The 12,306-nt window shown below is 46.3% G+C and carries 12 protein-coding genes and 1 pseudogene; 4 read left to right on the top strand and 9 right to left on the bottom strand.

The window, feature by feature from the left end; genetic code table 11:
• Positions 1-155 precede the first annotated feature (155 nt).
• The gene (gene asd, locus ACT53C_RS05575; protein WP_476145212.1) at positions 156-1,004 is read left to right on the top strand and encodes an archaetidylserine decarboxylase; all 849 of its coding nucleotides are present in this window, start codon (positions 156-158) and stop codon (positions 1,002-1,004) included.
• 431 nt (positions 1,005-1,435) lie between these two features.
• Here asd and ACT53C_RS05580 read toward each other — a convergent pair whose 3' ends face one another.
• Positions 1,436-2,572, bottom strand: coding sequence for a PEP-CTERM sorting domain-containing protein (locus ACT53C_RS05580; protein WP_476145213.1), 1,137 nt, complete (start codon positions 2,570-2,572; stop codon positions 1,436-1,438).
• 367 nt (positions 2,573-2,939) lie between these two features.
• A complete protein-coding gene (gene pepN, locus ACT53C_RS05585; RefSeq protein ID WP_476145214.1) occupies positions 2,940-5,546 on the bottom strand; it encodes an aminopeptidase N in 2,607 nt (868 codons plus the stop codon).
• A 164-nt stretch (positions 5,547-5,710) separates the two neighbouring features.
• Between pepN and ACT53C_RS05590 the strand changes: the two genes are divergently transcribed.
• Together ACT53C_RS05590 and ACT53C_RS05595 are read left to right on the top strand one after the other, a co-directional pair.
• Positions 5,711-5,989 (top strand): type II toxin-antitoxin system RelE/ParE family toxin, encoded by a 279-nt coding sequence (locus tag ACT53C_RS05590; RefSeq protein ID WP_476145215.1) that lies wholly within the window; start codon positions 5,711-5,713, stop codon positions 5,987-5,989.
• Between the two features lie 10 nt (positions 5,990-5,999).
• Positions 6,000-6,311, top strand: a complete 312-nt coding sequence (locus ACT53C_RS05595; RefSeq protein ID WP_476145216.1) for a HigA family addiction module antitoxin — start codon at positions 6,000-6,002, stop codon at positions 6,309-6,311.
• 57 nt (positions 6,312-6,368) lie between these two features.
• Here the strand turns inward: ACT53C_RS05595 and ACT53C_RS05600 are convergent, their stop codons facing one another.
• The 6 genes and pseudogenes from ACT53C_RS05600 to ACT53C_RS05625 form a co-directional block, all read right to left on the bottom strand.
• Positions 6,369-6,626 carry a hypothetical protein gene (locus tag ACT53C_RS05600; protein WP_476145217.1) on the bottom strand — a complete coding sequence of 86 codons (258 nt, stop codon included), beginning with the start codon at positions 6,624-6,626 and terminating at the stop codon, positions 6,369-6,371.
• A 451-nt stretch (positions 6,627-7,077) separates the two neighbouring features.
• Positions 7,078-7,749: a DUF4276 family protein gene (locus ACT53C_RS05605; RefSeq protein WP_476145218.1), complete on the bottom strand. Its 672-nt coding sequence runs from the start codon at positions 7,747-7,749 to the stop codon at positions 7,078-7,080.
• Entirely contained in the window at positions 7,750-8,832 is a 1,083-nt protein-coding gene (locus ACT53C_RS05610; RefSeq protein ID WP_476145219.1) for an AAA family ATPase, read from the bottom strand.
• Positions 8,833-9,176: 344 nt separating this feature from the next.
• Positions 9,177-9,443 (bottom strand): annotated as a pseudogene (locus tag ACT53C_RS05615) (zinc ribbon domain-containing protein YjdM); the annotation flags it as partial.
• 23 nt (positions 9,444-9,466) lie between these two features.
• Positions 9,467-9,730, bottom strand: a complete 264-nt coding sequence (locus tag ACT53C_RS05620) for a Txe/YoeB family addiction module toxin (RefSeq protein ID WP_476145220.1) — start codon at positions 9,728-9,730, stop codon at positions 9,467-9,469.
• A gap of 8 nt (positions 9,731-9,738) precedes the next feature.
• Positions 9,739-9,993: a type II toxin-antitoxin system Phd/YefM family antitoxin gene (locus ACT53C_RS05625; RefSeq protein WP_287033297.1), complete on the bottom strand. Its 255-nt coding sequence runs from the start codon at positions 9,991-9,993 to the stop codon at positions 9,739-9,741.
• A 520-nt stretch (positions 9,994-10,513) separates the two neighbouring features.
• Between ACT53C_RS05625 and ACT53C_RS05630 the strand changes: the two genes are divergently transcribed.
• On the top strand, positions 10,514-11,197 hold the full coding sequence (locus ACT53C_RS05630) for a PEP-CTERM sorting domain-containing protein (RefSeq protein WP_476145221.1): 684 nt from the start codon (positions 10,514-10,516) through the stop codon (positions 11,195-11,197).
• Between the two features lie 74 nt (positions 11,198-11,271).
• Here ACT53C_RS05630 and ACT53C_RS05635 read toward each other — a convergent pair whose 3' ends face one another.
• A complete protein-coding gene (locus ACT53C_RS05635) occupies positions 11,272-12,147 on the bottom strand; it encodes a PA4780 family RIO1-like protein kinase (protein WP_476145222.1) in 876 nt (291 codons plus the stop codon).
• Positions 12,148-12,306: the final 159 nt, after the last annotated feature.

The raw sequence follows: 12,306 nt of genomic DNA on the forward strand, positions 1-12,306 counted from the left end.
CCTAAGGTTGGGTTGATGACAAATTAATCCGGCCATAGGTAAAAAGCACAGGCCGATGTATATCGCCTGTGCTTTTTTATTTGTAAAATCATGAATAAAGACATGATAAAAACAAGTGCTTGCAACAAGCAAGCGCTACTCAATAAGGGAAAGAAGTGAAACTCGCCATTCTGTTGCAATACATTGCCCCCAAACAACTCCTCACCGCCGCCGCCGGCAAACTGGCGCACTGGCAAGCGGGTGGCCTGACCACGGCGTTTATCGGCTGGTTTGTGCGCAAATACCATGTGAATATGGAAGAAGCACTCAACGGCGATATCAGCAGCTACAAAACGTTTAACCTGTTCTTCACGCGCCCACTCAAACCGGACGCCCGCCCCTTGGCGAATAATGCCTTTGTATGCCCGGTCGATGGCGCTATCAGCCAGTTTGGCAAAGTTGAAAACGGCCAGATTTTTCAGGCTAAAGGCCATCATTACACCGCACAAGCACTAGTGGGCGGGGACGCCACACTGGCTGCCCAATTTACCAACGGCAGTTTTGCCTGCCTGTATCTAAGCCCCAAAGATTATCACCGCATCCATATGCCATGCGCTGGCAAGCTACTGAGCATGACGTATGTGCCTGGCGATTTATTCTCAGTCAACCCACTGACTGCCGCCCATGTACCCGGCCTGTTTGCACGTAACGAGCGCGTGGTATGCACCTTTGAATCCGCCCAGCATGGCAAGTTTGTGTTGGTCTTGGTCGGTGCGACAATTGTCGGCAGCATGGCGACCGTTTGGCACGATGCCAAAGACCACATCATCAACCCGCCACGTCCGGGCAAAGTGGTGCATTGGAATTACAGCGACCGCAACATTACGTTGAAACAAGGCGAAGAAATGGGTCGCTTTCTGCTGGGTTCTACCGTGGTGATGTTATTTGAAAAAGACGTACTGGAGTTTAATACCAGCTGGCACCCAGGCAAACCGATACGCCTGGGGGAGGCAATGGGACTCTAAGTTTTTGACGAATCAGACACCACTGCAGAGAAAGTCCATCGCTGAAATAATTTCATGCCTTGTCCAATCGCAACTTGGCAATACCAGCCAGCCGTGGCTTCATCATCAAATACTTGCAATCACCGTTAGTAGTCGTCAACCTGCTGATGGCATGATAACCAGCGCTTAGCATGGCACAACAACGCAAGTGTGTGTGCAATTCACTGAGCAACCTATTCTGTACATTGATAGATAAGAAGTTGATCATGTGTAGCACTATTCTGATTGCATACATACTGCTCCAGCACAGCCAACTTGCTGTCTTTTGGCGATCGTAAATGAAAAAAAGAGATTATTCAAAAGCCGTAACCATTAGTGGTAATACATACTTGGGGCTTTTTGTATCAATAAATGAAAAGTCCCGTTTAAAACGGGACTCATATTCATTACCTTTAAACCTTAGAGTCAGCCCTTAACTTGCGTCTGGATGCGATAGACAATAGTCCGAGACCAATTATCATGAATGCGTGTGCTTTCGGTTCTGGAACAGCAGCGGCAAGCGGGTTTAGCAAAAATGCACGCTCTTTACCGTTAATTAGGCCATAGCCTACAATCTGTCCCAGATCATTAATACCCCACGCAGTATAGAGTTGGACATGTCCAAAAAGTGGATCTAAAGGATCGATCAAACTGTCCAATGCTACCGGATTGAGATCATTCTGCCAAATCACGGCTCTTGCTAAGTTTAATGGATCAGCTGGATCAACGAGGCTGTATCCAACAATTTGACCAAGATTGTTGATGTCTTTTGCAAAGCTGGCATCAGCATCACCATTCAAACTACCCAGATCGATTGCTTGCCCACCACGCCACAAGGTAGCGTGAGTTGCAGCTTGATATCCATTATTGCTTTGTCCAACTATATCGCCTTTATCGTTAATCGCTTCTGCAAAACTTGAGTTGAAACCTGCCGCCGTTCCAAGATCTGTAATTTGACCGTTGTTCCATACAACAGCGTGATCCGATGGTTGAAAGTCTGCTGTTGATACACTAACGCCTACTACCTGTCCTAAATCATTAATACCTGATGCACTGCTACCGAACCCAGGAGTTAGGTTGGATAGCTGTTGCATACTTCCATTTGACCAAGTGTATGCGTTTCCATCATACCAGCCTGCAATGACATTATGGTTGTTTATATCTGCGGCCATTCCAGTCATATTGCAGCACACGTTTTTGACAAGGGCATCTCTTTGTCCGTTTACCCACTGAACTGGAGTCTGATTAGCACCACGATCCATCCCCACTACAACGCCTGCGTTATTGATGGCAAAAGCATAAGACCAAATTACCGATGTTGGACCAAGGTGAGCAATCTGCCCATTACTCCAAATTGCAGCATAAGATACCGCCCCTGATTCCCAACTGTAACCGCTTATTTGACCAAGGTTATTGATATCGGTAGCAAAACTATTACCCTGCGCTGTAAACGCGCCTAAATCTGTCAGTTGATAGGTTTGAGCCGCATGAGCAGTACCAAAACACGCACTCAAAAGCAAGCTGCTGACCACCAATCGCTTACCAGACATTATTAAGACTTTACTTACACACATTATTTTCCCCATTTAATTTATATTAACAAAAATTACTCTCACTCAGATGTTATCAGACTTGTCCAATATATTCGATAGTCTGAAATGACTATCGTAGACGCCTTATTGAACAAGGCCTTCAGTTACGACGACAGACTCAAGATTAAAAGCGAAAGAATGTGTATCAGCTGTTTAATAACTGAAATTCACGAATGCGCAATGATATTTTTAAAATATTTTAATACATACCAACAATAATAGTGAGATCAAAGGGAAGTAGAAAAATTGATTCAATACATGATGTAAGCCCATCAAATAAAAAAAAAGAGGTGCCAATGCACCTCCTTTAAGCCACCTAACTGTACTACCCCTGCAAACTCTTACTCACCACTTCAAACACATCACCCGACAAGTTAGGCGTATCCAGCACCGCTTGTAGCGCCGTTTTCATCTGCGCCTGCAAGGCAGGTGTGTAGCGCTTCCACTCACGCAACGGCGTCACAAGGCGCGCGGCAATTTGCGGGTTGATGCTATTGAGCTCGATAATTGCATCACGCAAAAAGGCATACCCTTTGCCGCTAGGATCATGGAACTTGACCGGATTGTTAATGGCAAACGCGCTATACAGCGAACGCACGCGGTTAGGATTTTTGATGTTGAAATCGGGGTGCGCGCGCAATAAGGCGAGGTCATCAAAAATTTGCTCGCGGTTGGCAATCGCTTGCAATGAGAACCACTTGTCGACCACCAGCGGATACTTTTCAAAGCGGGTATAAAAGTCTGCAAACACCTCGGCCCGTTGCGGCTGTGTACTGTCAGACAGGCACGACAATGCAGTCACCCGATCCGTCATATTATCTGCTGCGTCGTAATGCGCTTTGGCGCGTGCGGCACAACCAGTGCCATTGGTGGTGGTCAGAATCTCTAACACGGCGGCCTGTAAAGCACGGCGGCCCATGGCTTGCGGGGTAATGGTGAACTCGCCCGGATTGGCGTTGGCCTCATACAGCGCGGCCAAAGCGTCTTTATGCGCACGCTTGATCTGGGTAAGTATGCTGCTACGCGCCGCATCAATGGCTGCCGGGTCTATCACCGGCAGATATTGGCCAATCACACCTATCATGGGCAAACTCAAGGCGCGCGCCAGCAAGGCTTTGTCACCCTGCCCGCTCAAACCTTGCGCAATCAAGGTGCCCATATCGGCAATAAACTGGCTGATATCCGCCTGCGGATCTGCCATCACACGCTGTATGGTGCGCAGCGCCAGCGTCTGCCCAGCCTCCCATTTGTTAAAGCCATCGGTGTCATGCACCTGCAACAGGCGCAAGTCATCGTCACTTAAATCGGTTTCCAGTTTGACCGGTGCCGAGAAGCCACGCAGGATCGAAGGCACTGGTTTGGCGGCAATGCCATCGAAAGTGAATGATTGCTCACGGGCAGTCATTTCCAGCACTTGCGTAGGCACCATCTCGCTGCCGTCCGCGGCCAGTAAACCCACCGCAATCGGGATATGCAAGGGCTGCTTGTCGGTCTGCCCCGGCGTCTCCGGCTGCGATTGTTTAAAGCTTAGCGTATAACGCTGCTGGGCCGCATCGTAATGGCTGCTGGCAACCAAGGTGGGCGTGCCTGCCTGTTTATACCACCTGAAAAACTGCGTCATGTCACGGCCAGAAGCTTCAGCCATGCACTGCACAAAATCATCACAGGTCACCGCCTGGCCGTCAAAACGGTCAAAATACAAATCGGTGGCCTTGCGGAAAGTCTGTGGTCCAAGCAAAGTATGCTGCATGCGAATCAGCTCAGCGCCTTTGTCGTAGATGGTTTTGGTGTAAAAGTTGCTGATCTCGATAAACTGATCCGGCTGCACCGAATGCGCCAGTGGACTGCCATCTTCAGGGAACTGCAAACGGCGCAAGCCATTTACATCGTCAATCCGCTGCACCGCGCGCGAGTTCAAGTCTGCACTAAACTCCTGATCACGGAACACGGTAAAGCCTTCTTTCAAGGACAATTGAAACCAGTCGCGGCAAGTCACGCGGTTACCCGTCCAGTTATGGAAGTATTCGTGACCAATCACGCCTTCCACACTCATGAAATCGCTATCGGTCGCGGTCTCTTGATGCGCCAGCACCAACGCGGTGTTAAACACATTGAGCGAAGTGTTTTCCATCGCACCCATATTAAAATCGCTCACCGCCACAATATTAAACAGGTCGAGCTGATACTCGCGGCCATACACCTCTTCGTCCCACTTCATGGACTTTTTCAGTGACTCCATAGCATGACTACACTGGCCTTCGTCGCCCGCACGCACGTAAATATGCAAATCTACGGTGCGACCCGTCATTGTGGTAAACGTATCCGCCACCCGCACCAAGTCGCCCGCCACCAGCGCAAACAAGTAGCAAGGCTTGGGGAAAGGGTCATGCCAGACCCGGTAATGTCGCCCATCCGCCAGTGCGCCCTCTTCCTGCAAATTACCGTTGGAAAGCATCACCGGATACGCCGTGGCATCGCCCTCAATGCGCACGGTAAACACACTCAACACATCCGGCCTGTCCTGATAATAAGTGATGCGTCTAAACCCCTCAGCCTCGCATTGTGTGCAATACGTGCCTTGTGACTGATACAAACCTTCCAGCGCCGTATTCGCCTCGGGGTTAATCTCGCTCACAATGGCAAGCGTGAACTCATCACCCGGACTCGCAATCGTCATCTGCCCATCGGCCACCGTGTAATCGCTCAATGGCACACCATTTTTTACCACTGAAACAATCGTCTGCTCTTCACCATCCAGCACCAAGTCGCTCGACACCCCCACCGGGTTTTTCACATACTTCACTTCAGAAGTGACGATGGTTTTGCCCGGCAAGAGGTTAAAACTCAAATTCACCTGCTTCGCCAGATAGGGCGCGGGCGTGTAGTCTTTGAGGTAGATGGTTTTTGGTGCAACAGCGTTTTCGGTTCGCATGGGTTTACCTGAGTTTTTAGAGTTAAGTAAGGATTATATTTGAGAGTAGCCGTTGTAGGATTGGTTTAATAATTGTTTCACCACAAAGCCTTATCACATGTTAAATTAATTATGCAAATTAACGATATTGACATGCGTAACGCTACACACTACACTCATTAAAAATGATCAAATCATTTAAACACAAAGGTTTAAAACAGTTCTTCGAGTATGGCAGTAAAGCGGGCATTCAACCGCATCATGCTGCGAGGCTAAGTCGACAACTACTACGCCTCAATGTTGCGAAAAACGCTGATGACATGAATGTGCCCGGCTGGCGATTACATGCTTTGGAAGGAGAGCTTTCTCAACATTTTTCAATCGTAGTGAATGGCAATTGGAGAATGACCTTTATGTTTGAAGGCGAAGATGTGATTTTGGTCGATTATCAAGATTACCATTGAAAGAAAACTTATGAACCCAATGCATCATCCACCCCATCCGGGTGAAACACTACGTGACGATATATTGCCCGCACTCGGCCTATCTGTAACCGAAGCCGCCGAGCAATTAGGGGTAGCCCGCCCGACCTTATCCAAAGTGTTAAATGGTCGTGCTGCCATTTCCCCCGAAATGGCCATACGCCTCGAAAAATGGCTGGGGGTTGAGAACGGTGGACGTGCAGATATTTGGTTGGCGGAACAAACAGCCTATGACCTCTGGCAAGCAAGAGAAAAGGTCAGTGTTCAGGTAAAGCCGCTGAAGGACTTTTCACTCACAAAATAAAGAATTCTGTGGGTTTTGAAAGTGTTCACCAAATCTAGTTAGCTTATGGACAAGAAGCTATGTCGTAATTTCAAGCTCATCCACAACGCCATCGTTCACCACAAATTCAGACACAGGATGGCCGCTCTCATACAGTAATGCTGCATTAGCTTCTGTTGCTGGCACAGTGATGCGGGAGTTATTAATCATAAAAACGGTAAAGTACTTATTCGCGTTTTTATCGAAATGCTCCCACACCGAAAAAACATCTTCAAGATACAGGCCATTAATCTCCAGCCCATCTAACTTCAAATCAGTTTTATTAAAATTGTTCATTGCAATCTACTTCGCAAATTTATCAACAATAGCTAGATTGAACGCCTCCGAGCCTGCTTAGTTCCGGGAAATATCCTTAGTTCTGGTATGTGATACCGCCTTTAATATTCCGATACCGGTGAGAATCACAGAAGCAATCACGATGTACAAATGCGGCACACCCGCTTCTACCAACGCCCATGCAATCCCGCCAATCAGAATAGCGAACCCGATAAGATACAAAACGAACGATGACATACAGCCTCCTCATTTAATTTAAATTTTTAGTAATTAAATGATAATTTCTGAGACAGATAGCGTTATCAGACAGTTGCTGAAAACAGTGTAGGAAAAGTGGAAATTCGTTAAAACTTGGATGATGTGTTTTATAGATTAAAGCAGATCAAAGTCTTGTGTAATAGCTAACTGCCAAAGGCAATTTGCAATCGATTTAAGAAAACATTATTCCCTGTCACCGAAGAGAGCGTAATCGCTCCATCCACTGATGAAAGTGCGGACACTCTCTTTCCATCACAGCCAAAGTCACCCGTTCTGCAGCTAACGGTCCATGACGTGTTTTTTTATATTTTGGTATGAGCAACTGTTCTAGCCGACGAGATGGCTTAGTTTCAATACTGTTGTTGATATGTTCTGGAGTTGGGAATGCTGCTCGGACCGCTCTTAAGCTATCTAAACTAATTTGCCAACCAGGCTCAGTTTTTACGAGTGCAGATGGATCAGAAAACAGCAAGCCTTCAAACTCATAGGGTTGAATATGTGCAATAAAACGCTCAGGTCGACAACCCACATGTGCAACCATAGCTGTATGCAAGGCATGATTTAAATGTGCAACACGAGCATTCAGGTGAGGTTGAGCGCTAGCTTGGACAAACTCAGGAAATGATGTATCTAATCCGTAAAGATCAAGAAGAGTTGTTAGTACAACATTAGGTTTCTGCCGTAAAGTATTTCGAGCATTAAACTTCAAACGGTCAAAATTAATTGCGCCTCCACTTGCCTCTTGAGAAGTTTTAAGCAGTTGTGGTTTTACAAACACTTGCAAATGTCTCAGCGATGGAGCAACGAGCCGCTTTATAAATTGTTCTTCGGTGGGCCCTTCAGCAAAGACAACAACCTCCACCATTTACGGCCTCCCACCCAAAACATTGCGCTTCCATAATTCGCCCATAGAGTATTGCTCTAACCATCCAGAAAGCTCTTCCTGAGTAAAGCGATGAAAGGTTGACGCTCCCTCCTCCTGATCAACCACGATTACATCCTCAGGAGTCAACTCATTAAGGAGCTCGACAGATTGAGTTGAAACAATCAATTGTCTTTTTTCTGCAACTTGTTTGAACATATCTGCCAATACAGAAATAGCATATGGATGTAACCCAAGCTCAGGTTCATCGATTAGAACTGTCTCCGGCAGCTTATACCATGGCTGAAGCAATAACGTTGTAAGACACATGAAGCGTAAGGTTCCATCAGATAACATATGCGCTTTAAATGGAGTATCTGGATTTCCCTTCTGCAACCACTCTAACTCAAGCGTTTCTGCCTCATCTTCACGATGTACAAAATCATCAAAAAATGGGGCCACTAACCGGATTGTGTTGACGATGTTTAGATACTCTGGCTCATGTGACTCTTTTAGAAATCTCAAATAGGCTGCCAAATTTGCCGCATCAGGCTTTAATCGTAGATTGTCATTAATAGGATGTCTTTGTTTGACTTTTGCACGTTCACTTGTGTCATGAAAATGATAGACACGCCAATTAGTTACAGAACCTCGAACATAAGGAGAGTATCTATCAGATGCCAATCTAAGCTTTGACTCGTCATGACCGGATCCCAAAGATGCATTATATGACCCTGGATACAACCTACCGCCAAACCAGCTTTGTTCGCTTTCAAATACTAATCGGTTATCCGCGGTAGGTACAAGATCAAACTTGTAACCATTTTGAGCGAAATAGAACTCTGCATGTAGTCGCTCAGTATGGCTACGCCCTCGATGAAGAAGCGCATCCGGCCCCCCTTGAGTTTGAACATATAGCTGTAGCCGCTCATCGACAATCTCACCTAAAAGTCGGAATAAACCAATGAAATTACTTTTGCCCGCTCCATTGGCACCAATCAATACATTCAAGTCTGCAAGAGGAAAGTCTCTCAACTCTCGTATTGATTTATAACCAGTGACAGTAAGGGAACGAACACTAGACATCTATTATCCTTGTATGCAGGCACTGTAAATCTATAGAAGTTCTGAATATATTCAAGCTGGCATTTAATGCTTCATTCGAAGCAATACCCGCACTAGATTTAACCTTAAGCCCAGACAAATTAGCAGCCGCATTATTATTTAATTTCATCAACATATGGTAGCTACTAACTTGATGACATGATGCAGAAAAGTCAGCATCATTTTGTATACCCTCAATTTTTGTTTTATGCTTTTGATATAACTTGCTCAAATAGTCCAATTATCTAAGCCTTACAAAAGTCTTTTAAAATTGCATTCAATTTTGCCAGTTTTGGTTATACAAAGCTAGCGAGCAATACATGCCATTAAGCCTTCTTCACAAACTCCGACTTCAGCTTCATCGCGCCAAATCCATCAATCTTGCAGTCGATATCATGGTCACCATCTACCAGGCGAATGTTTTTCACTTTAGTGCCGACCTTGACCACTGACGAAGAGCCTTTGACCTTGAGGTCTTTGATCACAGTAATGGTGTCGCCATCTTGCAGCACGTTGCCGTTGGCATCACGCACGACTTTGACTTCTTCTGATTCGGTGGTGGCCACTTTGCTCCACTCATGCGAAGCACCGGGGTCAAGTCTTGCAAAACAACATTTCAAGCATAGTGATAGCGACATGCCACAATCTGCAACTCTGACTCCGTCAGCTGATAAACCAATCGATTCACATCATCAATCCGCCTCGACCAAAAGCCAGTTAAATCCCCCTTGAGTGGCTCAGGTTTTGCAATCCCAGTAAATGGCTCACGTCCGGCTGCTTCAATCAGCATATTGATGCGTTTGAGTGTTTTTTTATCCTGCGTTTGCCAGTAGAGATAATCCTCCCAGGCCTTTGGTGTGAAGACGATCAGCCTTGCCATCGTGCAAGCTACTCTTGAATCAGCGTTTTTGGCTCAGCTTTGCCTGCTTTAAGCTGCGCGATAGACTCGGCCAAATGTGCGGCGTTGGCTGGACTTTGCAAGAGGTGCAAAGTTTCCATCAGGCTGTTGTAATGGTCCAGTGACATCACCACAGCGTTGGCTGCATCACGGCGGTTGATGATGGTGACATCCACATCGTTGACCACTTTATCAAGGACAGTTTTTAAAGAGTTGCGCGCTTCGGAATAACTGATGACGTGCATGCGGCCTCCAACTTGTTCAATTAATTGTGCAAGTATATGCTTAATCTATATGGTTTTCAAATCACGGTCATCAAATATAAATCTGAAACTCTGTCTAAAAAGATCATTGGGGCAGATTAAAAAACTGTATTTGCTTGATACAAAGAGGGACTGAAAAAGCTGTAATAACAAAACCTACGGAACGAGTCTTCTCCATTGAAATAGCGTCAAACCAACCACACCATCAAACCATCAGCAGATTAACAACCAATCTTAAACATGCATGATCAAGCATATTTGGTGCTCAAAACTTTGATCGCTAGCGTTTTAAACTGGAAAGCACAGTGATGGTGTGAGGCTTTAAAAGCAATTAAAAACAATGGTGGTGTTTTGCTAGACCTTAACCCCGATGAATCCAATTGATGCTTGCCCCCCCTAAACGAGGGGTCGACAAGTTTTTGCAACAGAATACTATTAGGTGGTGTTGGTATAAAGCGACGGCATCGTTGCATTAATAATATTAATTTCGAGGAGTATCTAAATGCACACTAAAAGCTTGCTTGCGTTATTGTTTGCGATGGTCTTTGTGAACACGGCAAACGCTACAGTCAATCTGATTAAAAACGGAGATGCTGAAACAGGTTTAGGGGGCAACTCGGAAGTGGTGGTGGTACCAAACTGGCAGGATTTAACTGGTAACTTTACCGTCATTAAATATGATATTGGTGGCGGCTATTTGGCATCTGGTGATCCTGGGCCTATTGATCGTGGTTCAAATTACTTTGGTGGTGGTACTAGTAATAATTACTCTTCTGCCTATCAAGTAACCGACATTCTTGATAATGCGGGTAATGCTGGATTTTATGCTTCTGGCTATTTTGGTGGGTTCGCAGGTCAAACGGATTACTCCCAACTCACCATTCAATTCTTGGATGTGAATGCATCTGTCATTTCTTTTGTCACCTTTGGTTCAACAGCGCCTAGTGAGCGCGGGGGCTTTACTGGACTGCTATTTAAAGAGATCTCAGGCTTAACGCCAGTGGGTACAACTCAGATTGCATTTAAACTTGAAATGCAACGCGAGCAGGGTTCTGCTAATGATGGCTATGCAGATAATTTATTCTTCTCGATTACGCCCGTTCCTGAGGCAAATACAGTCTCGATGCTTGTAGTAGGTTTAGGCTTGCTGGGATTGATGGCCAAACGTAAGAAACAGGATATTTAGGGTTAGCCTAAAAAGAACTGTCATTGCATGCGCCCGCAGATGGCAGGCCACTCTACCGCTTGCTATTTACCGTTTTAAAATCGTTTAGGCTTAGGCAGCGCGGCTTTGGCTTCTGCCAGTCGCATTTGCTTTTTGGCTTCATCATCACGCACGGCGTCTATCACGCGTACCACGCTTTTTAAATCTACCGGTTTGTCATCTTGTTTGAATTTTCCAGTCAGCACCGTTTCGGGCGTGAGTGCGCCTTTTGCGTAGAGCGCCCAAATTTCTTTGCCATAGTGTGTGTTGATGAGCTCTGGCGCAAATTGGCCGAAAAAATCAGCCAAATTGCCGACATCACGTTCTAGCATGCTCATGGCGTGGTTGTTGCCTGCGGCATCGACGGCTTGGGGTAAGTCGATGATGATGGGGCCATGGGCACTGAGCAGGATATTGAATTCGGAGAGGTCGCCGTGGACGATGCCAGCGCATAACATGCGCACGACTTCTTTGAGCAGCGACTGATGATGCTGGCGGGCTTCTTCTGCGGTGAATACCACGTCATTGAGGCGTGGCGCGGCATTGCCTTCGGCGTCGGTGACTAAATCCATGATCAACACCCCTTCGTAAAACTGATAGGGGGTGGGCACGCTCACACCTGCCGCAGCTAACCGATACAGCGCATCGACCTCTGCACTTTGCCAGGCTTCTTCTTGTGCCTGTTTGCCGTATTTTGAGCCTTTTGCCATGGCCCGCGCCTGACGGCTGCTTTTAACTTTGCGGCCTTCGGTGTAATCGACACTTTGGCGGAAACTGCGTTTGTTGGCTTCTTTATACACCTTGGCACAGCGTGTTTCTTCACCGCAGCGCACCACGTACACCGTGGCTTCTTTACCGCTCATCAACTGGCGCATCACTTCATCTATCACGCCATCTTCAAGCAGCGGTTCTAATCTTTTTGGGGTTTTCATCGTACGGGCTAGTAATAATTTTGGTCAGACTACCATTAAACCGGAGGATAGAGGCGTGATTGCAGTGTGCGTGACGTGTTTATCTGCCAATTACCATAAAAAACACCGCCCTGTGGGAGGCGGTGTTTATCGGTCAAGCTGTTTTAAATGACAGAACAA

This window comes from Methylophilus sp. DMC14 (genome assembly GCF_056314085.1).

Bases quoted from the DNA above. Each gene is read 5' to 3' on its own strand.
- ACT53C_RS05635 (WP_476145222.1), bottom strand. From the start codon at position 12,147: ATGAAAACCCCAAAAAGATTAGAACCGCTGCTTGAAGATGGCGTGATA.
- ACT53C_RS05580 (WP_476145213.1), bottom strand. From the start codon at position 2,572: ATGTCTGGTAAGCGATTGGTGGTCAGCAGCTTGCTTTTGAGTGCGTGT.
- ACT53C_RS05625 (WP_287033297.1), bottom strand. From the start codon at position 9,993: ATGCACGTCATCAGTTATTCCGAAGCGCGCAACTCTTTAAAAACTGTC.
- pepN (WP_476145214.1), bottom strand. From the start codon at position 5,546: ATGCGAACCGAAAACGCTGTTGCACCAAAAACCATCTACCTCAAAGAC.
- ACT53C_RS05630 (WP_476145221.1), top strand. From the start codon at position 10,514: ATGCACACTAAAAGCTTGCTTGCGTTATTGTTTGCGATGGTCTTTGTG.
- ACT53C_RS05620 (WP_476145220.1), bottom strand. From the start codon at position 9,730: ATGGCAAGGCTGATCGTCTTCACACCAAAGGCCTGGGAGGATTATCTC.
- ACT53C_RS05600 (WP_476145217.1), bottom strand. From the start codon at position 6,626: ATGAACAATTTTAATAAAACTGATTTGAAGTTAGATGGGCTGGAGATT.
- ACT53C_RS05590 (WP_476145215.1), top strand. From the start codon at position 5,711: ATGATCAAATCATTTAAACACAAAGGTTTAAAACAGTTCTTCGAGTAT.
- ACT53C_RS05595 (WP_476145216.1), top strand. From the start codon at position 6,000: ATGAACCCAATGCATCATCCACCCCATCCGGGTGAAACACTACGTGAC.
- ACT53C_RS05610 (WP_476145219.1), bottom strand. From the start codon at position 8,832: ATGTCTAGTGTTCGTTCCCTTACTGTCACTGGTTATAAATCAATACGA.
- ACT53C_RS05605 (WP_476145218.1), bottom strand. From the start codon at position 7,749: ATGGTGGAGGTTGTTGTCTTTGCTGAAGGGCCCACCGAAGAACAATTT.